Raw genomic sequence first — 20,184 nt, forward strand, 5'->3', positions numbered from 1 at the left:
GAGTCTGAATTCAACGCAATGTGAGTTTTTGATTATGAAGTTGATGTCGATTGCAGCCCGGATGGCTGTTTTTTCTCTACCGTTTTCTTTTATTTTTCCGGTTTCTGCTCAGCAAGATGTTTCGCAGGAAGCCGCTACCCGGCTGGTTCAGGTGAAATCCGGGGGCGACACCAGTGTGAGTAAAACAGGAGCCAACGCCTTTTCGCTGCCAACTGCCAATCTGCCCCTGGTGAACCGTCTGGATTTCAGTGTCGGGAACAGTTTCTTCCGCAACCCCTGGGTTCAGGCGCCGGCCACGACGGATGCCCGCGATGGCCTGGGCCCTCTGTTCAATACCAACGGTTGCCAGAACTGCCATATCAAAGATGGTCGCGGCCATCCGCCGGAAGACGGGGATACCAATGTCGTGTCGATGCTGGTGCGCCTGAGTATACCGGCACTGACCGATGCCCAGAAAAAAGCCCTGATCACCGACGGTGTTATTCCAGATCCGATGTATGGCGGACAGTTGCAGGATTTCGCACTGCCGGATGCCAAGCCGGAAGGTCAGGTGCGGGTCGATTACACCGAAATTCCTGTGACCTTTGCCGATGGCGAAGTAGTGTCTTTGCGCAAGCCAATTCTGACCCTGACCGACCTGAATTACGGTGATCTGCATCCAGACGTGATGATGTCTGCCCGCATCGCACCACCGATGATCGGTTTAGGCTTGCTGGAGCAAATCCCGGAGCAAATGCTGGAAGCGCTGGCGAAAGCGCAGGCGGATGAAGGGCAGGGGATTTCCGGCAAAATAAACCGCGTCTGGGATGTTGAGAAAAAAGCAACCGTCGCTGGCCGCTTTGGCTGGAAAGCCGGACAGCCGACGCTGAAACAGCAAAATGCTGCGGCATTCAATGGAGATGTCGGCCTGACCTCCACGCTGTTTCCGGTCGAAAACTGCACCAGCGGTCAGACGATTTGTCAGACCCTGCCCAACGGAGGGGCACCTGAAGTCAGCGATAAAATCATGAATTTTGTCGAGTTTTACTCGCGCCACCTCGGGGTGCCGATGCGACGTCAGCTGGACGATCCAAAAGCCCTGCGTGGTGAGCAACTTTTCGCAGACATCGGTTGCGGCACCTGCCATCAGAGCAATCTGAAAACGGCCAAAGTGGATGCTTTACCGGCGCTGTCGGAACAAATCATTCATCCGTACACCGATTTGCTGCTGCATGATATGGGCGAAGGACTGGCGGACCACCGGGATGAATTTCTGGCCAATGGCCGCGAGTGGCGGACTGCGCCATTGTGGGGCATTGGTTACACCGAAGAGGTCAACGGACATACCTATTATCTGCATGATGGCCGCGCACGAAATATGATGGAAGCCGTGTTGTGGCATGGCGGGGAAGCGCAGTCGAGCCGGGATCGGGTATTACAACTGAACAAAACGGATCGGGAAGCGCTGATGGCATTCCTGAATTCACTGTAAGGAAACCCCATGAAAAGAACATTTGTGGCCATGAGCCTGTTCTCGATTCTGTCGCTGACAGGGTGTCAGGACGATGAAGCTGCAACCTCGGCCGCCATTCATCAGCAGCACCAGCAGGCCGCAGCACAATTGCTGACTTCGGCTGAACAACTGGCGTCCGCTGTCGAAAACTATTGTCAGACGCCCTCAGCTCAGGCACTGACCAACAGCCGGAACGCCTGGCAGCAACTCATGCAGCACTGGATGACTTTCCAGGGCCGAGAAAAAGGCAGTGAAGCAGCCCTGGCGTTGTCCTGGCAGATTCAGTTCTGGCCGGATAAAAAAGATATTACGGGCCGGAAAATGGCACAGTTACTGGCGCAGGATACAACCTGGACGGCAAAGGCACTGAGCGAGCAAAGTGTCGCGGTTCAGGGTGTCGGTGCCATGGAATGGCTGCTTTATGACCATCCGGAACGTCTGCAGGACGTTCACGGATGTGCGCTGGCGGTCGCGATTGGTCAGCGTCTGCATCAGAGCGGTGATTCACTGCAGCAGGTCTGGCAGCAAAATCCATGGCAGGCCATGACACCGCAGATGGCGCTGGGCGAGTATGTGGGTGCGCTGACCAATCAGCTGGATTTTGCGATGAAGAAGCTCTCGCTGCCGATGGGGAAACCGGGACAACCACGGCCTTATCAGGCGGAATCCTGGCGTTCTCAGACGTCGTTGGCCAATTTAAAAGCCAACGTCTTGGCCATGCAGGCGCTGTATCTGGCTGATGGTCAGGGTTTAGATGCACTCTTGCGTGCACGGGGCGAAACCGCGCTGGCGGACCGTCTGGCCGGACAGTTCCGCAGCTTGCTGACAGACTGGCCGCAGGGAGCGGGGCTGGGCGCATTGCTGAAAACGCGGGACGGTTATCGCTCTCTCATCAGCCTGAATAACGGGCTTGAGTACATTCGTTACGCACTTCATGATGAAGTGTCGCCAGCTTTAGGAATTGTCGTCGGGTTTAATGCAACAGATGGTGACTGATTTAACACGGCGGGCCCTGCTGAAAAAAGCACTGGGCGCCGCTATTTTTCTGCCGGCCACCGGGTTGTTGTCGGCCTGCGTGTCTGCCGGTGCCGGATCGGGCAAAACAGCGGCGAATGGGGATCGGATTATTGGCTGTAGCCGCACACCTGCGGGTCAGTTCGCCGTGGTTGTCGCGGATCAGCTTGGTCAGCCGATTCATCAGATCGCATTGCCAGAGCGTGGGCATGGTGTTGCGATTCAGCCGGGGGGCGGGCTCGCAGTGGCGTTCGCCAGACGGCCGGGCAGTTATATGCAGGCATTTCGTCCGGATACCGGGGAAGCCCTGCCTTTAAGGAAGGCTGATGACGGGCGGCATTATTACGGGCATGGCACCTTTTCTGCCGACGGGCGTTATCTGTTCACGACTGAAGGCGTCAGCGCCACCAGTCAGGGCGTGATCGGTGTGTATGACACGACGGCTGATTTACAGAAAGTTGCCGAGTACACTCACTTTGGCATCGGGCCGCATGAAGTGGTGCTGGCCGATGAACACACACTGGCGATTGGCGTCGGCGGCGTGCATACACGGGGCCGGGAAGCGCTGAATCTGGAGACGATGCAACCTGCACTGGTGTATCTCAATATCCGGACGGGGACCGTGCTGGAGCAGGCCGTGCTGACCGATAAACGTTTAAGTATCCGTCACCTGGCCGTGACCGATACCGGTGAAATTGCCTGCGGTCAGCAGTACCGCGGGTTACCGGATCAGGCTGCGCCACTGGTGCACTTACATCAGCGAGGCGGTGCATTGCGGCCTTTACTGGGTGAAACGGAAGACTGGATGCACTTCAATCATTATATCGCCAGTATTGCCAGTCTCGACGGATTTCTGCTGGCCACCTCCCCCAGAGGCAACTGTTACGGGATCTGGCATGAAGCCAGCGGCGAACTGGTTGATTTGCGGCCTTTAACGGATGCCTCCGGTGTGGCTGTCAGTCAGGGGCAATGGTTGGTGGGCTCCGGGGCCGGGAAGATTCTGACCCGCACGCCTGCCGATGCCGGACATATCGCCCAATCTGCGGTGATGTGGGATAACCACTGGAATCTGCTTCTGAGTTGAAACTTTGAAACAGCCGCGATTCGTTTCTAAACACTACTTTTATGGAAGATGAACAGAAAGTCGGGGCAGGCCGCTTGTATTCAGGCGGATCTGTCGCTGCTTTGCCATAATCACAGTGTCAGAACCGGAGAGCACACATGTCGGGGCTAGGTTGTATCGGGCTTCTTCTGTTGGTGGGCAGCGTTATACTCCCGCTTCAGTCACAGGCTGGTTTTTATGATGATTCAGGGGAAAATCAAGGGGATTACGCCCGTATCCAGTCTGCGCCCGTCGCAGCACCAGCGCAGGATGCAACACATGCCATGCCTGCCGCAGAACCAGCGCCGCCTCCCCCGGCGATGACCCCGGAGGAGATTCAGGCGGAGGAAAGAGCGGCTGAACTGGCTCTGATTCGCGAAAAATCTCTGGCGTGGATTGATGAGGTTTCCGGACAGATTCCCGGATTACGCTACCGGGAACAGCTGGCAAGACTCTATCACGGCGTTGGTTATGTGCCCTTGTGGCAAGACAGCTTCACTGTCTCTGATTTAGAACAGCAACTCTGGGTACTTACACTGGCGGAAGTCAGCCCGGATTTTGAAGCCCGGTTAAAGCAGCTCAAGCATCTGAAACAGAGCCGGGACTGGCGTCAGTATGATCTGCTGGCGACAGACACGCTCCTCGCTTACCTGAGTTTTATCGAGCATGTACTGGATGACGGCTCCCAGTGGCTGTTTGGACAGGAAGTGCCCGCCCGGATTCCGGCCCCAGCAGATGTAACCATCGACACCCTGATGGCGGCACTGGAACGTGATCAGCTGAACACTTTCGTTGCGTCCCTGAAACCTGCTGGCCGTCAGTATCCGCAATTATTGCAAGCCATTGATCGGATGGAAAAGATTGCACAGAAACCCTGGCCGGTATTCAGTCAGGCGGGGATCATCCGGCTCGGGGCCTGGCTGAGCAATCCGGATGCCCTGATTACCATGCTTGAACGTCTGGGAGATCTGTCACCCGGCGAAGCTGCTCAGCTCAGAGCGTCTGGAAAGCAGCATTACAACGTCGACTTTGTTACAGCCGTTAAACATTTTCAGCAGCGCCATGGCCTGAAAGTGGACGGCGCGATTGGCCCGCAGACCCGGGGCTGGCTGGCGGTCACGCCACAGCAGCGGATCCGCTTGCTGGCGCTGAATGCGCAACGCAGCCGACTGTGGGTGTCAGACCATCCATCCAGACTCATTGTGAATATTCCCGGTTTTGCGCTCAAACTCTGGCTGGATAACCAGCGCGTGTTTGATGCCCGGGTGATCGTCGGACAGCCCAAGCGTCCAACGCCAGTGATGACCTCCCGCATTTCAGCCGTGGTATTTAATCCGTACTGGAATGTGCCCAACTCGATCATGAGAAAAGATATCCTGCCAAAAGTCCGTTATGACCGGGGTTATCTCTACCGACATCATTATGATGTGCTGCGGGGCTGGAACAGTAATGAGAAGATTCCAATCAATAGTATCGACTGGCGTTATGTGTCTGCGAAAAACTTCCCATACCGATTACGCCAGAAGCCTGGTGCACATAACGCACTGGGACGCTTTAAGTTCAACATTCCCAATAATCAGGCTATTTATCTGCACGATACGCCGTCAAAAAGCCTGTTCAATAAAGACTTCAGAGCTTTCAGTTCGGGGTGTATCCGTGTACAGGGTGCCGATGAGCTGGCGAAAGTCTTACTGACTTATGCCGGTGTCTCTGAAGCAAGGTTTGAGGAACTGGCAGGCAGAACATCAACCCGGACTGTGGGGGTGAAAACCCGGATTGAGGTTTTTTTGATCTATCAGACGGCCTGGGTGGATGAGCAAGGGTTAGTGAATTTCCGGCCGGATGTGTATCAGTACGATGCGCAGGACAAAAATTCACCAGACTCAGAAAAATTTGCATCGGTTTACAAAAACTAAATTCCTTATACGTCAATAACTAGTCAAAATGACGTCTTTCTGATGTCTGTTTTTTGACATCTGTGCGTTGACTCAAAGAAAACACATCGCTATCTTGCATTCGTTTACGGGCTTGCGCGCCTGTGTTTTTGTGTTTTCCAGTTGAGTTTTTTCAGGATGTCAGAAGTAGATAATAAGCGTCGTCAGTTTCTGATTGCGAGCGGACTGACTTTAGGCGCTATGATGCTGCCCCAAATGGCAGTGGCGAGCCCATACCGGGCAAAAAGTCCCCGAGAGTTGTACCTTTGTAACATTCATACGAAAGAAGAGCTGGAAACGCGCTATTTCGATGGAAAGATCTACCTTGATCGCGAACTGAAACGGTTGAACCACATTTGCCGCGATTATCGTCAGAATGAAGTTGCACCCATGGATCGTCGTCTGTTTGACGGCATCTCCCAGATTCAGGAAGCATTAGGTCACCAGGGGCAGGTCCGCATTATTTCGGGCTACCGTTCCCCAAAAACCAACCAGATGCTGCGTGGCTCCACCAAAGGGGTTGCGAAGAAAAGTTTCCATATGACCGGACAGGCCATCGACTTCAATCTGGAAGGGGTTTCTTTATCCCGCGTGCGCAATGCTGCGCTGGAACTGAAACTTGGCGGTGTTGGTTATTACCCAAACAGTGGCTTCGTTCATCTTGATACCGGACCGGTACGCCGCTGGTAAAGATCCTTCATTCACATGCTCACTACGGGCATGTGAATGAATGTGATATGCTGGCCCGGTTTTGGAACAGTTAGGACAAGTTTATGAGTCTGCAGTTTGAAATCGTGCCGGTCACGCCTTTCCAGCAAAATTGCTCAATTCTGTGGTGCGATGAAACCATGGAAGGCATTGTTGTCGATCCGGGGGGAGATATCGAACGGATTACAGCCAAAGCCGAATCGCTGGGCATTCAGATTGTCAGGCTGGTCCTGACCCATGGTCATTTGGATCACGTGGGCGGGACAAAGCCATTATCACAGCAGTTGAATGTGCCTGTGTGGGGGCCTCACAAAGAAGATGGCTTCTGGATTGATGCTTTACTGCAGCAGTGTCAGATGTTCGGTTTCCCGCCTGTGCCAGAATTTCAGCCGGACCGCTGGCTGGAAGAGGGGGACACGATCACCTTTGGTGAACAGACGCTGGATATCTACCATACGCCGGGTCACACACCGGGACACGTCATTCTGCACAGCAAAGCTGCACAGCTTGCCATTGTGGGAGATGTGCTGTTCAACGGCAGTATTGGCCGGACAGATTTTCCGCGCGGGGATCACCGCACACTCGTTGCATCCATCAAAGAGAAACTCTGGCCGCTGGGGAATAACACCCGGTTTATTCCCGGTCATGGCCCAATGTCGACCTTTGGTGAAGAACGTGCTTCAAATCCCCACGTTGCCGATCAGATGCCTCTGTATTGATGCCTGAGTTATCTCAGGATGCAGGCTAAATCATCTATCTGGATTGCGCCAGAAAACGGCGGGCCAGCCCGATAAAATCATCGGCTGGCCGGTCGAGTAAATCTTCCGAAATAAAGAAATCGAACCCGGTCAGTTCCCGGTTATACCGCATCCGGTTGGCCAGCATCGCGATCAGTCCCTTACTGATCTTACCGCTTCCGCTCACGTAGTGTTTGTCGTCAAAGAGCATGTCTTCAATATCATGAGGCGGGGATTCTGCACGCTTATACGCCATGATGAGAAGCCCGCGTTGCTCCATCAGGATCTGGCTGGCGATGCGGGGGCAGATCGTGTCCAGAAACTCATCGTACTGTTTTAACCGTACACCCACCCAGGGCAGGGGTTTGTACCAGCCTTCACGGCTGATCGTGGCACGGTCAATGTCGGCGATATTCTGCCATTTGGTCATCCAGCCGCCCTGCGGGCTGTGGTACTGAATGTGCATGAATGTGAGGGTAAAGCCCACTGGCTGCTGACGATTGAGCTGGACGCCAATCAGCAGCAGACAGAGCAGGGCAAATAGCAGAACGGCGACGGCCACGCCATTGATGTCGGGAAAAATGAAAACAGTGATCCCCAGACCCAGAATAGCAAGCAGACTGAGCCAGATGAGATAAGCACCGGGCTTGGGATGACGAGGGGTAATATACACAGTATTCAAAGAAACTCCGAAGGGGATAGTTCTGCAACCCTTGTGATTTGAGTATGGCAAATTTTCAGTGAGTCCCGCAGCGCTGCATTTGGGCACAGGATGGGTCAATTCATTGACAGTAAATGCTTGTGTGCAAGGAAGTTAGTGTGCATGAAAAGGGTTTTTTATGCCATACATGGCATGATCAGAAAAAAGATTAAAATGAGATCTTGTCGCTTAAAATCCCCTTAATCTGGCTTTTATGGTGCTTAAAATGGCCGTTTGCTGGCATTTCTTTGACATCCTTGGTATAACACGCGCTACTTTTTTCCCGCTGGACATTCAAACTGGCGACTGAAAGTAGTACAACGGAGTAGGAAGTTAATGAGAATCTCTCACAAACGTAAAGTACAGCTTAAACTGCAAAAACGCATTCAAGCAGCCACCACAGTTGCTCAAAAACCTGTCACCAAAGCAGCGGTGAAGAAGGCAGCACCAGCCAAAGCGGCTGTGGCAAAGCCTCAGGTTGAAGAGAAGCAAACGGCACCAGCGGCCCCGGTCGCGACCTCAGTTTCTCTGACACCAAAGCAGCAGCAGGTGTTGGATATCGTTGCAAAGAATGCTGAGGGGATTAACCCGAAGAGCATCGGTCTCGAAGCCGGTCAGGAAGACAGCAAAGCTGCCTCCTGGGCAACTGGCGCACTGAAAAAGTTAGTTGAAGAAAGCCTGGTAGAGCGAATTCAGCTGGCTGGCAATAAAGTCGTATATAAAGCGCTATAATTGTCCTGTCCCGTTCCTGAGACAATTCAGGAGCGGGTAAACCTTCCCCCTCTGATTTACAACACTTTTCCCTTCAGGTTTCTTTTCTTGTTTTCCGACGATAACACGGCTGTATGGCTGATTTTATTGTGTAATTTCGTTTTATTCTGACGAAATAATCTGGTTCTGCTATACCTAATGAAAGGATCGGATGATTCACGGATGTAGGCACGCGTAAACGAGGTAATATGACGATGATCAGTGCTCGAGAGTTTTCCGAATGGTTAAGAAACCGTTTTGCTGAAGATGAACAGGGTGTGTGTTTAACACGGGAAGACATTAATCAACTGACCGGCCGTCAGAGTTTTTCTCTGGGATTTGTTCACGATATTCATTATGAGCTGATGCAGTACGGCATGGCTTTTGTGACGGACACGTCGCGGGAAAACTTTTATCTGGTTCATATCTCCAAGCGTTCCTGGCGCGAACAGCTCGAGCATCAGTACGAGCGTGAATTGTTCTGTAATGTGCTGCCTTTAGACAAATCCGGCTGAGGGCTACCCAGGCGAATCGAATACCATCCAAAAGCAGGGGCGCCGATAAGCGCCCCTGATGTGTTTTCTGACATGGCTGCCCGATTTAGATGACGGCTGCAATGCCTTTGCACAGCGGCATCATGTTGTCTTTGGTCATGCCTGCCACACTGATGCGGCCGGAACCCACGATGTAAATCGCGAATTCTTCTTTCAGACGCGCCACCTGATCTTTGTTCAGACCCGAGAAAGAGAACATGCCGTTCTGGCGTTCAATGAAGCTGAAATCAGCATCCACACCTAAATCTTTCAGCGTCTGAACAAACAGGGTCCGCATTTCCTGAATTCGGTCACGCATGTCTGCGACTTCCTGTTCCCATTCAGCACGCAGCGCTGCATCATTCAGAATCTCAGTCACCACAGCGGCACCGTGTGCTGGCGGGTTAGAGTAAATCACACGTGCAATGCTTTTCACCTGGCTGAACGCGGTGCTGGCAACGTCTGCAGATTTAGCAACCAGCGTGAAGGCACCAACTCGCTCATTGTACAGGCCGAAGTTTTTCGAGAAGGAGCTGGCAATCAGCAGCTCGGTATTGTGCTCTGCGAAAATGCGCAGACCGGCAGCATCTTCTTCAACGCCTTTGGCAAAGCCCTGATACGCGAAATCGAACATCGGCAGCAGGTTTTTCTCGGCACAGAATTTCGCCAGTGTTTCCCATTGCGCCAGATCCGGGTCGATACCGGTTGGGTTATGGCAGCATCCGTGCAGCAAAACCACATCACCGGCTTTGGCATTGCTCAGCGAGCTCAGCATTGCATCAAAATCCATGCCTTTGGTTTCTGCGTTGTAGTAAGCGTATTGCTCGGTATTCAGGCTTGCAGCACCGAAGACACCAAAATGGTTCGCCCAGGTTGGGTTGCTGATCCAAACGGTGACATCACCCAGCTGGCGTTTGATGAACTCTGCCGCAACACGCAGTGCGCCTGTACCGCCAGGTGCCTGTGCTGTCAGAGCGCGTTTTTCGGTAATGATGGCTGCATCTTTACCAAACAGCAGTTCCTGTACGGCCAGACCATATTCTGCGGTGCCCGGAATGCTCAGGTAAGATTTGGTGGTTTCTTTTTCCAGCAGGATAGCTTCAGCTTTTTTCACTGTCGCCAGAACCGGTGTATTGCCGGATTCGTCTTTGTAGATACCCACGCCCAGGTTGATTTTTTCAGCGCGGGCGTCGTTTTTGAATTCTTCAGTCAGACCCAGAATCGGGTCGGCAGGTGCGGCAACGATTTTTTCAAACATTCGTGAATCATCCATGCTAGTCAGTGATACGGTTGACGGGCCCGGAAAGACCATGAAATTAATATGGTCATGTGACTCTGATCGAAGTTCTGTCGATCGCAAAGGGATCAGGTAAACAGAAATCCGGTACGGGTTTTGACATTCCGCTGCGATCAGGCTCCCAGGTCGCTTTCCATTGTAAAAGAAAATGACACACAAATATCATCAATCAGAAATTTTCATGTGATTTACATCACAATGCTATTTGCAAAATTCTCATTATGATTCGGCATGCACTCCGCGGGAAACCGCTTCCTTCCGGTGCCGCTGATGTTCTTTGATGAACTCCATAAAAGCTCGGTCTGCCAGTGACAGATATCCGTTCTTGCGCCAGGCAATGGCCAGGTTTAAATGGACGGGCGTACTGAACGGCACGGCAACCAGTCCGGGTTCATGGCGGGTGACCATTTCCAGCAGGGCTGAAATCGCAAACTCCTGTCGGATGATGCTGAGGATCATGGGTAACAGGTTAGTTTCGAAAGCTATCTCTGGTTTGAGGTGGTGCTTCTGGCAGACATTGTCGATGTAGTCCCGGTGAAAATAGCCTTGTTTGAACATCACCAGTTCCTGACTGAAAAACTGCTCGAAGGTGACGGATTCATACTGACTGAATTCGTGATTCGGACTGACAACTGCAACCATCTCCGAGGTAAGTAAAGGCTCAGCTTCAAGACTGTCGGGCAGATCGGCACTGCGGATCACCCCCAGATCCAATTCGCCATTCAGTAACATGGAGCGAATCGATTGCGTCCCGGCTTCCACCAGGGTGAGTTTCAGCTTGGGGTAGCGGGATTTAAATCCCATCAGGATATCCGGAAAGTAGTAAGACCCCAGCATGCTGGGTACGCCCAGACGAACTTCACCTTTCTGCAGTCCCTTGAGTTCATTCATCGCAATCCGGGCATCCTCAACCTGCTGCAAAATAAGCCTGGCATGCTGAATCAACACCTCACCTTCATGAGTAAGGGCGATATGGCGATCGCTGCGATCGAACAGGGGCATGTCCAGCTGTTGCTCCAGCTTCTTCATGGCAATGCTCAGCGCAGGTTGCGCGATGTGCAGTTTCTCAGCCGCGCGGGTAAAACTGCCGCACTCGGCAATCGCGATGAAGTAGGTGAGTTGACGGATATCCATGTCTATAAATATTTTTTATTAGTTCGATATGTTTAATATATTTTCACTATCAGATAGAAATTGCTAACGTTTTCACATCAGTTTGCCGTCTGAGGCTCATTTCATGATAGAAACCCATAGCGCTGCTTATCGCCGCGCAAGTTTTGCGCTGGCTCTTGGCTCATTTCTGGTGTTTTGTAACTTATATTTGTTCCAGCCGATGCTGCCGGTGATGACTGAGGCTTTCTCAGCCAGTGCGACCCGAGTGAACTGGCTGCTGGCGGCGGGAACCCTGGCGCTGGCGATTACGCTGGTGCCCTGGGCGGTGAGTTCAGAAATGATTGGCCGCCGCAAAGTCATGCTGCTGAGCCTGTTTTTGCTGCCTGTCGTGGGCGGGCTGATGTTATTTGCAGAAAGCTTGCTGATGCTAAGTCTGGCCAGAGCCCTGATGGGCGCGTCGCTGGCCGGGTTTGCGGCAGTTGCCGTGGCCTATATGGCCGAGGAGTTTTCTCCGAAGGCGTTGTCGTTAGCCGTGGGTGGTTATATCAGCGCGAACTCTCTGGGCGGTATTGCCGGTCGCTTGTTCGGTGGCTTTGCTTCGGAAGCCTGGGGCTGGCAGGGTGCAGTTGCGGGCATGGCGGTGATCAGTCTGGTGGGTGCGGTGCTGGTGGCTCGATTACTACCCGCACAGCAGCATTTTACCCCCCAGCGCGGCCAGTTACGACATCACACCAAGCATGTGATTCGTCACCTGAAGCAACCCGTGCTCTGGGTGCCCATGTTGATCGGCGGGATCAACTTTGCGCTTTTTGTGAACCTTTATACCGTGATGGGTTTTCGCTTGGTTGCACCGCCTTACCACTTGCCGGTCAGCTGGGCGTCGATGATCTTTCTGTGCTATCTCAGCGGGACACTGACCGCAAAGCTGAGCGGAAGCTGGAGCCTGCGCTTTAAGCCGCTGAATGGGATGGTGCTGGGGACCACAATCAGCGTGCTGGGGATGTGGGTCGCCGCGATTGATTCTGTTTCTGCCATGCTGAGCGGCCTGTTACTGATCAGCTCTGGTGCTTTTTTCACGCACTCACTGGCTTATGCCTGGGTCAGCCAGAAAGCGAAAAGTGCCAAAGCAACAGCCACAGCGCTGTATCTGGTTCACTATTATGTGGGAGGCAGTTTCGGTGGATTTTATCTGATCACCTGCTGGCAACACTGGGGCTGGTACGGCGTGCTTGCTGGGGGGAGTGTGCTTTATCTGGTGCTCTACGCCCTGTGCTGGAAACTGGGGAGCTTGAGCACGATATCAGAAACATCTGTCTCTGCAGCGTCAAGTTCTTCTTCAAGTGGTTGATTCATGATGCGCTATCCGGCTGCCGGATAGCGCAGTGACGCAATTGCCTTTTTTCTCCGGGGTGAACAAGACAACTTTGCGGTTCTCCACAGATATGCAACGTCAAACGCATCAGTTCGTGAAAGCCCTCTGTTAACTCCTTATCATATCTGACAATTTTATTATCGCATCAGTCGTGACTTGGTTGTCAGGGGCGGTAGCGTGCCTGAAACGGCGTATCAATCGGATTGATCACCCCAAAGTGATGGATGCTGGCCGGACTAAGAATCGGTGTAGTATTTCAGAGCGTTAAAGCCGGCGTAATTCCTGTACTGGCTTGAGTCGTTTTATTGAGCAAAAGTAACTTGTAAAGTCACGATTTACCATCCAACGTTGCACTTGCGTTATTTGGCTGGAGATACGTATGGTCCCGTCCGCTGTTCTTGTTCATGTTTCCGATGTGGCTAAAGGGCTTGAGTGGTATCAGAAAGCTTTCCCTGAAGCAGTGCCAATCTATCATCAGGATTTCGATTTTACCGTACTTGACCTCAATGGATTTTCCATAGAGCTCGTTCAGGCAGACGAAAAAGTGGGTTCGGGTAAACATGGGACTGTCATTTATTGGTCTGTTGACGATCTATCAACGACTTTAGCGCGCTTCGAATCACTGGGTGCGCATCTTTATCGGGGTCCAATGCAAATAGAAAATGGGCTCTCCATGTGCCAACTGGAAGATCCATTTGGAAACTTAATTGGTCTCCGGGGTGAAACCAAATAACTAAGTGTCTCAGGCCGATTTTCTATGCTTGGTCATCAAGGAAGCATGTTTCGTCGCATTATCGTTTTTACTCGATTTGAAGGCAAAATTTTGAAAAGGGAAAATCATGTCAAAGTATTATGCAAAAGTTGTGTGGACCCGCGGAAGTGATGAGCAGTATACAGATAATCAGTACAGTCGAGGTCATGAATGGATGTTTGATGGAGGCGTGACGGTTCCAGCGTCTTCGTCTCCTCACGTGGTGCCTTTACCATATTCCGTTGAAGCCAATGTTGACCCAGAAGAAGCATTTGTCGCGTCTTTATCAAGCTGTCACATGCTGTTTTTTCTGGCTATTGCTGCAAAGAAAAAATTCATCATTGATCAATATACAGACAATGCTGTTGGTTTGATGGAGAAAGACAGCAATGGGAAAATAGCAATGACGAAAGTGATTTTGCGTCCGGAAGTGAAATTCTCAGGCGAGAAACAACCATCCCTAGAGCAACTTGAAAAAATGCATCATCAATCACATGAGCAGTGCTTTATTGCAAACTCTGTAAAAACTGAAGTTATCACTGAGATTATTTCTTCAACAAGCATGACATCGGACATTGATGCTGAATAGGGGGCGACTGTTTCCGAACCAAATTTAGGATTTCACTCCGTTTTATAATTCTTTATTGCAAGGTAACTCTGCGAACGAATACGATCTAGAAAGGCTGATTTCATGTCCTGACTTGCATCTTTTGGTTGCTGAAATAGAACACGAGGTTATTGGTGCTGGGTATGCGCAAGTCAGCGACTCGAAGCCATCGTTGAAGAAAACACAGCACTTCTATCTTGAATTCATGTATGTATCTCCAGGTCATCGGAGCCAAGGGATTCATTATAAGCGCATCGGTCGTGAATGGCTTCGGGTAAAAGCAGAGGTATGTTTGACTTTTATCTTGATGTATATACCAAGAATAGTTCAGCGAATACAACCTATGAAAAGGTCGGTTTTAAACTGGCATAACTGGAAATAAATGTTTCTGCTCCAAGAAAATTAAAATGGTTCAGATGTGCCATGGCTGAGCGTGTGATTAATTTGTGCTCTCATTCAAAGGAACGCATTTTGGAAAAGGTTTTCATCAGTTCGTGTTTGGTCGGAAATAAGGTCCGATACAATGCGAGTTGTCTTTCAGTACCAGCCCATGATTTCAACTGGCTGCAATCAAATGTTGAATTGGTTGCTTTCTGCCCTGAGCTCTCATCAGGTTTGCCTGTGCCCAGAGCGCCTGCTGAAATCATCGCAGGTAAAGGTATCGATGTCCTCCAGGGGTCTGCAAGTGTTGTCGGCAATGATGGCATTGATGTGACGGCGCAATTTGTTACTGGAGCACAAAACGCATTCGAGCTGTGTATGCAACAAGGCATAAAGTATGCCATCCTCGCAGAGCGCAGTCCTTCCTGTGGCAGTTCTAAAATCTATGACGGGACATTTAATGGCACTCAAATCGATGGTTCAGGTGTAACCGCCGCATTATTCGAGCAAGCGGGTATTAAAGTCTTCAGCCAGCATACGATAGCTAGTCTCCGGGCTGAGCTGGAACAACATTGAGAAGAGGTATTGAAGCGTGATTCCCGACGCTTGGAATTTTCAGTGCAACGTTGGGTGTCGTGTTACGGGAACTGGTCTCAGTTTGGTGGTCATGGTGCACATCGGATGCGGTGTAAGTAAAAAGGAAGTTAGATGAATCGACTGATCGTTGTTGTGCTTTTCTTGATCTCAATAAAAGCTTTGGCGGCAATGGAAGCGCCAGAAATGACGGGCAAAAATGGCTATGTTGAGCCTTTTAAAATGTTTGATAACTTGTACTACGTTGGTGACCAGTGGGTTTCGTCATATGTTGTTCAAACTTCATCTGGGCTTGTCCTGATAGATACCCTTGATTTTCCGTATAGCAAGTGGATACCGGCGAACTTAAAAAAGCTGGGATTAGAGCAGGAGCCAGTGAGCCATATCCTCGTCACTCATGGGCATTCAGACCACGTCGGGGGCGCAGAGTATCTTCAATCAATGTATGGTTCCGAAGTGATTCTGACTGAAAAAGGGCTTGAATTGGCCATAGAGCAAGCGAATAAAAGTAGAGGCAACAGTCAATTCTTGCCGCCTGATGTTCAATCCTTTGCCAAGGACAGCTCCCATATTGTGGTGGGTGATATCGAGTTCAAATTCTATATTACACCAGGGCATACCGAGGGCGATCTTTCCATCGACTTCATGGTGAAAGAGAATGGCCAGTCATTTCGGGCTTTTGTCGTGGGTGGGCATGGTGTGAATTTCGAGCAGCCACAACTCGCCAAGATGTTTTTGGCGAGTATGGCTCGAATCAAGAAACTGGTGACTGAAAGTCCAACAGTCACGGTGAACTTATCGAACCATCCACATAAAAATCATTTGTTTGCGAATCGGGATAGAAATACGAAGGCCAGTTCGCCTAATGCATTTGTTGATGAAGCAAGTATTTTTCAGTTTATTGAACAGCAAGAAAAACAGGCCATGGAGAGAATGGAAAACGATCCGGCTCAATACGATTTGAACCCCATTCACTAATGATATGAGAGTCATCATTCAAGGAAGATACCGTGGAAATTCATTTAAGAAACGCAGCACAAGCAGATGTTCACGCAATCGCAGATATCCATGTTCGATCATGGAAAGCGGCATTCGATGGATTAATGCCTGAAAGGTATATTGAAAGCTATACACTGCCTGATCGTGTGGAAGAATGGCGGAAAATAATCCGTTCGAATGCCGAGACAGTCGTTGTTGCTGAGTCTGGTGGTAAGGTTGTGGGTTTTATGTCTTACAGTGTCCTTCCTGAGCAGGTTGGAACAATAGAGCTGCGTAAGCTGTATCTTTGTCCGACCGTTTATGGGAAAAGGTTGGGCAGCAGGTTTCTAAATTACCTGGAAATAGATGCTCAAGCTCTGGGAATGACAAACATTCACCTTTATGTACTCGATAATAATGAATCAGCCATTCAATTCTATTCGAAACATGGTTTTAAGTTCTCTGATGGTTTTATATCCGAGGTGTTCGAAGAAACAACCATCATTGATGTTTTGATGACCAAGCGAGTGAAAGGCTAGAAAATTGCGTTGATATGGCGCTGTTCATTTGCCTTGGTTTCGTACGAAAAAATTCACAGGTTTGGCTTGCGCGTGTATTGTAAACAGATTGAAATGCGTCTAAAAACAGTCGAGCAGAGGGAAAGAAATGGATAATTTAAATACAGTTGAAATAAAATCTTTTGTCCCTGCGAAGGACTTTGAATGCTCGAAGCGATTTTATCAGCAGATAGGTTTTGAAATGGCATCTGAGTTTGACGGTGTTGCTTATTTTAAATCAGGCGTTTGCGCATTTTTACTTCAAGATTTTTATGAACCAGAACATTGCAAAAATTATATGATGCATCTTTTGGTTGAGGATGCGAAAAGTTGGCACGAACACTTAGTGAAGCTGAATGTTTCTGAAACGTATGATGTTCAAGTGACCGATCTCGTTGAACAACCGTGGGGAATGCTTGAATTTTGCCTGACTGATCCCAGTGGTGTGTTATGGCGAATCGCTGAAAATCAATAGCACTGACAGAGTGTTTCGCTGAAACACATCTCTAAATCTGAGGAAAAATCGATGTATTTTTGGAGACTCGAAAGTTTAGCTTAGGTATCTGTATCAGGGAATCAGTTTGATGGAAGGCAAAACATGGAAAGTAGAGACGGGGACTCACAGTAAAGCGCAGTTACTGCTTGCGCTTTCGGAGTATAAAGTCAATCTCAATGCTTACGCCGCAATGCTGTTCATGTCTCAAGCCTTTGAAGTTTCAACTGAACGGCAAACGGTAGAGCTCATGGGGGTGAGCGTTCATGAATTAGGTTTTACCGAAGGCACTTTGTTTGCCGATATATTGAAAGCAGCCAAACATCAAGGGTTAGCGCCTTGTGCATTTGAGCTGGCCGCATACCTGAGATTGACGTATCGAACCCAGGTCAAGGGAACGATTTTAACTGTGGCTTCAATCCCAGTTTGTTCAGATGAAATCCATCCAACAGGGTTTTATCTCAGAGCTGATGATGCAGGACCTTAGTTACGTGGCTATCGTGCAACGGATGATTGGCTATGGCCACCTGAAATTGTGTTTTTTTTCGTAAAGAAATCCTAAGAACACACAAGGGAATTCGCATTTTATCAGTGCTATAGATAGTCGTTGTGCGTGAAAATCCAAGGTATGCGAAAACCGCCTTACCCACTGCGGCTACGCGCCTAACTGAAGGATTCGCAATGCTTGGTGACTTTTGTTTGGGTTGTTAGCCCTTAATGAATCGACTGAACGCAAGGAGCATATATGTTTGACCACGTCGTATTCGGAGCGAGTGATTATGAACAAAGTAAATCGTTCTTTCTCAGAGTGTTAGAGCCGATTGGCATAGAGATTGTCTCTGAAGGAGAACTCGGTATAGAACTGAGCTCAGATGGTAAAACGTTATTGTGTATCCGGCTTCAACAGATAGAAACCCCGTCTCATCTGCATCTGGCATTTGTTGCTGAAAATAGAGAGCAGGTTGATCGCTTTCATCGTGCCGCACTTGAATTCGGAGCCCAAGATAATGGTGCACCAGGTTTGCGTCCGAACTATAGCGGAACCTATTATGCGGCGTTTGTGATTGGGCCGGACGGACACAATATCGAAATGGTGTGCCATGAAGAGACCTGATTAAGTCTTTCACAGTGATTCGCAACATCAGGTATGATCTGCACGGACTGAGTTTCGTGATCGCGATGCAGTGGTATGAATCGCCCAGATCTAAATGTGATGATATTTGAAAATTCTCCATAGGAAGGAAAATTAATGTCTCTGATTTTAGCAATGGTTTCATTTTCGCTGGCAATGTCTATTTCGCCTGGTCCAGTCAATTTTGTGATTCTATCTTCTGGAGCCAATTATGGGATCAGGAAGACATTCTATTTTGTTTCCGGAGCAACAATAGGATTTACATTGCTCCTGGTGTTCATCGGTCTTGGCTTTTATGAAGTCATCGAACTGTACCCATACTTTCTAAAATACCTGTCTGTCGCCGGTTCGGCATTGATTATTTATATGGGGTATTTGATCGCAACCGCCAAGCCCGAGGTGAAGATAGAAAAACAGAGTCGGCCCACCTTTCTGCAAGGTTTTCTCCTGCAATGGTTAAATCCCAAAGCATGGCTTGCATGTGTTGCTGGTGTATCGATTTTTTCATCACCTGAAGGTGATACACGGTTTTTCATTTTCTCACTGATTTATTTTATTGTTTGTTATATTTCATTGGCTCTGTGGTCGTTTATGGGGGCAAAGTCTACAATTGTTTTAAATAGTGATCTCAGGCTAAAGGTATTTAATTGGGTGATGGGTTTCCTGCTGGTTTCAACAGCGTTTTTTTTGTTGTATACCCAGCTAAAATAAATCATCGGTGATGTTCATTATTTGGAGGTGAATATGGAAAGTTGGATTCAATATACTGGAATTGTTGCCTCAGTCTGGATAATTATGGGGATCTTCGTCGCTTCTTTATTCTATCCGAATTACAGTCATTCAAGACAGTTCTGCAGTGAGCTTGGCGCATTCGGAAGCCCGACTCAGAAATTATCACCCCTGATCAATAATTACCCTTTAGGTGTGCTGTTTATCTTATATGGCTATTTCATTACCACGACTGACGTAACGTATTTGCCAACATTTTTCGTTGGAGCGATGGTCATCGTTCATGGATTGTCGACTTGGATTTGCGGATTTTTTCCAATGGATGCAGATCCCTATACGTCCAAGCCATCAATGAGTGGTCACATTCATGCTTGGTCGGGCATGGTCATGTTATTGTCACTTATCATTGCGCCTTCTATCATCGTTTTTTCAGCGGCTTATCCTCTTTTTATCAGACTGTTTTCATTGGTGTGTATTGTCGGGTGCTTGTTTTTTTCGTATCGTTTGGCGATTGCTTTTAAGGCCAAAACTGTACCGGGTATTTACCAACGATTCAGTTATGGATTTCAAATACTCTGGCTGTTTGGTTATTCCTTCTTTGAGCTTGGGTGAGCATGAATAGGGCATGTATCCTGCCTGAATTTGGCGATGGTTTCTATATAGTGGATGAATTGAGGGCTGGGGATTGTGTTTCAATAGCCATTATTTCATTTTCAGGTCGCTTCGCAAAGACAGAAAAACATAACACAAGAGAACAAGTATGAAAGTAACGTTCGTGAGAGGGACAGATCCATCCTTTGCAGAACATCTCACCAAAACGAATATGGCTGGTTACTATCAAACGCGTGGTATCGTCTGGGAGCGGCATCAGTTTTTATGCTCTTGGGATGAGTTCGACAATTACGAGGTTTATAACGGTCAGATCCGTGTTGGTGTTGTTCGTTTGAGTTACAGTGAGCATACGACCTATTTAAGAGATTTACAGCTTGTGTCAGACGTTCAGGGAAAAGGGATTGGCACTCAATGCCTTGACATCGTTCGGCACCATGCACTCAAGCGGAAAAGTCAGCGACTTGTGCTGCGTGTGTTTCGTGAAAATCCAGCCATTAAGTTATATGAATCTAAAGGTTTCACGACGCGATCAGAAGTTAACCGTTTGGTCGAAATGGAACTCTCGCTGGCGTCAAATAACTAGGTTACATTTAACAAT

The 20,184-nt window shown here is 49.3% G+C and carries 24 protein-coding genes; 21 read left to right on the forward strand and 3 right to left on the reverse strand.

Annotated elements, in window-relative coordinates:
- Positions 1–34: 34 nt before the first annotated feature.
- The 6 genes from Q4579_RS14145 (at position 35) to Q4579_RS14170 (ending at position 6,969) form a co-directional block, all read left to right on the forward strand.
- Entirely contained in the window at positions 35–1,471 is a 1,437-nt protein-coding gene (locus Q4579_RS14145; RefSeq protein WP_303565122.1) for a di-heme oxidoredictase family protein, read from the forward strand.
- Positions 1,472–1,480: 9 nt separating this feature from the next.
- A complete protein-coding gene (locus Q4579_RS14150; RefSeq protein WP_303565123.1) occupies positions 1,481–2,488 on the forward strand; it encodes an imelysin family protein in 1,008 nt (335 codons plus the stop codon).
- Positions 2,469–3,590 (forward strand): DUF1513 domain-containing protein, encoded by a 1,122-nt coding sequence (locus Q4579_RS14155; protein ID WP_303565125.1) that lies wholly within the window; start codon positions 2,469–2,471, stop codon positions 3,588–3,590. The genes Q4579_RS14150 and Q4579_RS14155 overlap by 20 nt, the downstream gene beginning before the upstream one ends.
- A gap of 137 nt (positions 3,591–3,727) precedes the next feature.
- Positions 3,728–5,524, forward strand: a complete 1,797-nt coding sequence (locus Q4579_RS14160) for a murein L,D-transpeptidase (RefSeq protein ID WP_303565126.1) — start codon at positions 3,728–3,730, stop codon at positions 5,522–5,524.
- Between the two features lie 156 nt (positions 5,525–5,680).
- A complete protein-coding gene (locus Q4579_RS14165) occupies positions 5,681–6,232 on the forward strand; it encodes a YcbK family protein (RefSeq protein WP_303565127.1) in 552 nt (183 codons plus the stop codon).
- Positions 6,233–6,315: 83 nt separating this feature from the next.
- On the forward strand, positions 6,316–6,969 hold the full coding sequence (locus Q4579_RS14170) for an MBL fold metallo-hydrolase (RefSeq protein WP_303565129.1): 654 nt from the start codon (positions 6,316–6,318) through the stop codon (positions 6,967–6,969).
- Between the two features lie 34 nt (positions 6,970–7,003).
- Here Q4579_RS14170 and Q4579_RS14175 read toward each other — a convergent pair whose 3' ends face one another.
- Positions 7,004–7,660 carry a DUF2982 domain-containing protein gene (locus tag Q4579_RS14175; RefSeq protein ID WP_303565186.1) on the reverse strand — a complete coding sequence of 219 codons (657 nt, stop codon included), beginning with the start codon at positions 7,658–7,660 and terminating at the stop codon, positions 7,004–7,006.
- 363 nt (positions 7,661–8,023) lie between these two features.
- Between Q4579_RS14175 and Q4579_RS14180 the strand changes: the two genes are divergently transcribed.
- The gene (locus tag Q4579_RS14180; RefSeq protein ID WP_303565130.1) at positions 8,024–8,419 is read left to right on the forward strand and encodes a MarR family transcriptional regulator; all 396 of its coding nucleotides are present in this window, start codon (positions 8,024–8,026) and stop codon (positions 8,417–8,419) included.
- 227 nt (positions 8,420–8,646) lie between these two features.
- Positions 8,647–8,952 (forward strand): hypothetical protein, encoded by a 306-nt coding sequence (locus Q4579_RS14185; protein ID WP_211645420.1) that lies wholly within the window; start codon positions 8,647–8,649, stop codon positions 8,950–8,952.
- A gap of 85 nt (positions 8,953–9,037) precedes the next feature.
- On the opposite strand, the gene Q4579_RS14190 is transcribed toward Q4579_RS14185, so the two are convergent.
- Together Q4579_RS14190 and Q4579_RS14195 are read right to left on the reverse strand one after the other, a co-directional pair.
- Positions 9,038–10,228, reverse strand: a complete 1,191-nt coding sequence (locus tag Q4579_RS14190) for an amino acid aminotransferase (protein WP_303565132.1) — start codon at positions 10,226–10,228, stop codon at positions 9,038–9,040.
- A 258-nt stretch (positions 10,229–10,486) separates the two neighbouring features.
- Positions 10,487–11,401: a LysR family transcriptional regulator gene (locus Q4579_RS14195; protein WP_303565134.1), complete on the reverse strand. Its 915-nt coding sequence runs from the start codon at positions 11,399–11,401 to the stop codon at positions 10,487–10,489.
- Positions 11,402–11,504: 103 nt separating this feature from the next.
- On the opposite strand from Q4579_RS14195, the gene Q4579_RS14200 reads away from it, so the two are divergent.
- The 13 genes from Q4579_RS14200 (at position 11,505) to Q4579_RS14255 (ending at position 20,169) form a co-directional block, all read left to right on the forward strand.
- Entirely contained in the window at positions 11,505–12,728 is a 1,224-nt protein-coding gene (locus tag Q4579_RS14200; protein ID WP_303565136.1) for an MFS transporter, read from the forward strand.
- A gap of 403 nt (positions 12,729–13,131) precedes the next feature.
- Complete coding sequence (locus Q4579_RS14205; RefSeq protein ID WP_303565137.1) at positions 13,132–13,485, forward strand: VOC family protein; 354 nt, start codon at positions 13,132–13,134, stop codon at positions 13,483–13,485.
- A gap of 106 nt (positions 13,486–13,591) precedes the next feature.
- Positions 13,592–14,092: an OsmC family protein gene (locus Q4579_RS14210; protein WP_303565138.1), complete on the forward strand. Its 501-nt coding sequence runs from the start codon at positions 13,592–13,594 to the stop codon at positions 14,090–14,092.
- Between the two features lie 55 nt (positions 14,093–14,147).
- On the forward strand, positions 14,148–14,492 hold the full coding sequence (locus Q4579_RS23075; RefSeq protein ID WP_368501992.1) for a GNAT family N-acetyltransferase: 345 nt from the start codon (positions 14,148–14,150) through the stop codon (positions 14,490–14,492).
- A 41-nt stretch (positions 14,493–14,533) separates the two neighbouring features.
- Positions 14,534–15,067 (forward strand): DUF523 domain-containing protein, encoded by a 534-nt coding sequence (locus Q4579_RS14215; RefSeq protein ID WP_303565139.1) that lies wholly within the window; start codon positions 14,534–14,536, stop codon positions 15,065–15,067.
- Between the two features lie 132 nt (positions 15,068–15,199).
- Complete coding sequence (locus Q4579_RS14220; protein ID WP_303565140.1) at positions 15,200–16,063, forward strand: MBL fold metallo-hydrolase; 864 nt, start codon at positions 15,200–15,202, stop codon at positions 16,061–16,063.
- 32 nt (positions 16,064–16,095) lie between these two features.
- Positions 16,096–16,602: a GNAT family N-acetyltransferase gene (locus Q4579_RS14225; RefSeq protein WP_303565141.1), complete on the forward strand. Its 507-nt coding sequence runs from the start codon at positions 16,096–16,098 to the stop codon at positions 16,600–16,602.
- A 127-nt stretch (positions 16,603–16,729) separates the two neighbouring features.
- Complete coding sequence (locus tag Q4579_RS14230; protein WP_303565142.1) at positions 16,730–17,095, forward strand: VOC family protein; 366 nt, start codon at positions 16,730–16,732, stop codon at positions 17,093–17,095.
- A gap of 109 nt (positions 17,096–17,204) precedes the next feature.
- On the forward strand, positions 17,205–17,600 hold the full coding sequence (locus Q4579_RS14235; RefSeq protein ID WP_303565143.1) for a hypothetical protein: 396 nt from the start codon (positions 17,205–17,207) through the stop codon (positions 17,598–17,600).
- A 258-nt stretch (positions 17,601–17,858) separates the two neighbouring features.
- The gene (locus tag Q4579_RS14240) at positions 17,859–18,227 is read left to right on the forward strand and encodes a VOC family protein (RefSeq protein WP_303565144.1); all 369 of its coding nucleotides are present in this window, start codon (positions 17,859–17,861) and stop codon (positions 18,225–18,227) included.
- A gap of 135 nt (positions 18,228–18,362) precedes the next feature.
- Positions 18,363–18,956, forward strand: coding sequence for a LysE family translocator (locus Q4579_RS14245; RefSeq protein ID WP_303565146.1), 594 nt, complete (start codon positions 18,363–18,365; stop codon positions 18,954–18,956).
- Between the two features lie 33 nt (positions 18,957–18,989).
- Positions 18,990–19,586, forward strand: coding sequence for a DUF998 domain-containing protein (locus tag Q4579_RS14250; RefSeq protein ID WP_303565148.1), 597 nt, complete (start codon positions 18,990–18,992; stop codon positions 19,584–19,586).
- Positions 19,587–19,734: 148 nt separating this feature from the next.
- Complete coding sequence (locus tag Q4579_RS14255) at positions 19,735–20,169, forward strand: N-acetyltransferase (RefSeq protein ID WP_303565149.1); 435 nt, start codon at positions 19,735–19,737, stop codon at positions 20,167–20,169.
- The last annotated feature ends 15 nt before the right edge of the window (positions 20,170–20,184 follow it).

Origin of the sequence: Photobacterium sp. 1_MG-2023 (assembly GCF_030547945.1) — a bacterium.
GTDB lineage: Bacteria > Pseudomonadota > Gammaproteobacteria > Enterobacterales > Vibrionaceae > Photobacterium.

Coding starts and splice junctions, on each gene's coding strand:
- Q4579_RS14155 (WP_303565125.1), top strand. CDS start 2,469: ATGCAACAGATGGTGACTGATTTAACACGGCGGGCCCTGCTGAAAAAA.
- Q4579_RS14180 (WP_303565130.1), top strand. CDS start 8,024: ATGAGAATCTCTCACAAACGTAAAGTACAGCTTAAACTGCAAAAACGC.
- Q4579_RS14150 (WP_303565123.1), top strand. CDS start 1,481: ATGAAAAGAACATTTGTGGCCATGAGCCTGTTCTCGATTCTGTCGCTG.
- Q4579_RS14245 (WP_303565146.1), top strand. CDS start 18,363: ATGTCTCTGATTTTAGCAATGGTTTCATTTTCGCTGGCAATGTCTATT.
- Q4579_RS14240 (WP_303565144.1), top strand. CDS start 17,859: ATGTTTGACCACGTCGTATTCGGAGCGAGTGATTATGAACAAAGTAAA.
- Q4579_RS14200 (WP_303565136.1), top strand. CDS start 11,505: ATGATAGAAACCCATAGCGCTGCTTATCGCCGCGCAAGTTTTGCGCTG.
- Q4579_RS14205 (WP_303565137.1), top strand. CDS start 13,132: ATGGTCCCGTCCGCTGTTCTTGTTCATGTTTCCGATGTGGCTAAAGGG.
- Q4579_RS14220 (WP_303565140.1), top strand. CDS start 15,200: ATGAATCGACTGATCGTTGTTGTGCTTTTCTTGATCTCAATAAAAGCT.
- Q4579_RS14185 (WP_211645420.1), top strand. CDS start 8,647: ATGACGATGATCAGTGCTCGAGAGTTTTCCGAATGGTTAAGAAACCGT.
- Q4579_RS14170 (WP_303565129.1), top strand. CDS start 6,316: ATGAGTCTGCAGTTTGAAATCGTGCCGGTCACGCCTTTCCAGCAAAAT.
- Q4579_RS14160 (WP_303565126.1), top strand. CDS start 3,728: ATGTCGGGGCTAGGTTGTATCGGGCTTCTTCTGTTGGTGGGCAGCGTT.
- Q4579_RS14145 (WP_303565122.1), top strand. CDS start 35: ATGAAGTTGATGTCGATTGCAGCCCGGATGGCTGTTTTTTCTCTACCG.
- Q4579_RS14210 (WP_303565138.1), top strand. CDS start 13,592: ATGTCAAAGTATTATGCAAAAGTTGTGTGGACCCGCGGAAGTGATGAG.
- Q4579_RS14250 (WP_303565148.1), top strand. CDS start 18,990: ATGGAAAGTTGGATTCAATATACTGGAATTGTTGCCTCAGTCTGGATA.
- Q4579_RS14195 (WP_303565134.1), bottom strand. CDS start 11,401: ATGGATATCCGTCAACTCACCTACTTCATCGCGATTGCCGAGTGCGGC.
- Q4579_RS14235 (WP_303565143.1), top strand. CDS start 17,205: ATGGAAGGCAAAACATGGAAAGTAGAGACGGGGACTCACAGTAAAGCG.
- Q4579_RS14215 (WP_303565139.1), top strand. CDS start 14,534: ATGGCTGAGCGTGTGATTAATTTGTGCTCTCATTCAAAGGAACGCATT.
- Q4579_RS14165 (WP_303565127.1), top strand. CDS start 5,681: ATGTCAGAAGTAGATAATAAGCGTCGTCAGTTTCTGATTGCGAGCGGA.
- Q4579_RS14230 (WP_303565142.1), top strand. CDS start 16,730: ATGGATAATTTAAATACAGTTGAAATAAAATCTTTTGTCCCTGCGAAG.
- Q4579_RS14190 (WP_303565132.1), bottom strand. CDS start 10,228: ATGTTTGAAAAAATCGTTGCCGCACCTGCCGACCCGATTCTGGGTCTG.
- Q4579_RS14255 (WP_303565149.1), top strand. CDS start 19,735: ATGAAAGTAACGTTCGTGAGAGGGACAGATCCATCCTTTGCAGAACAT.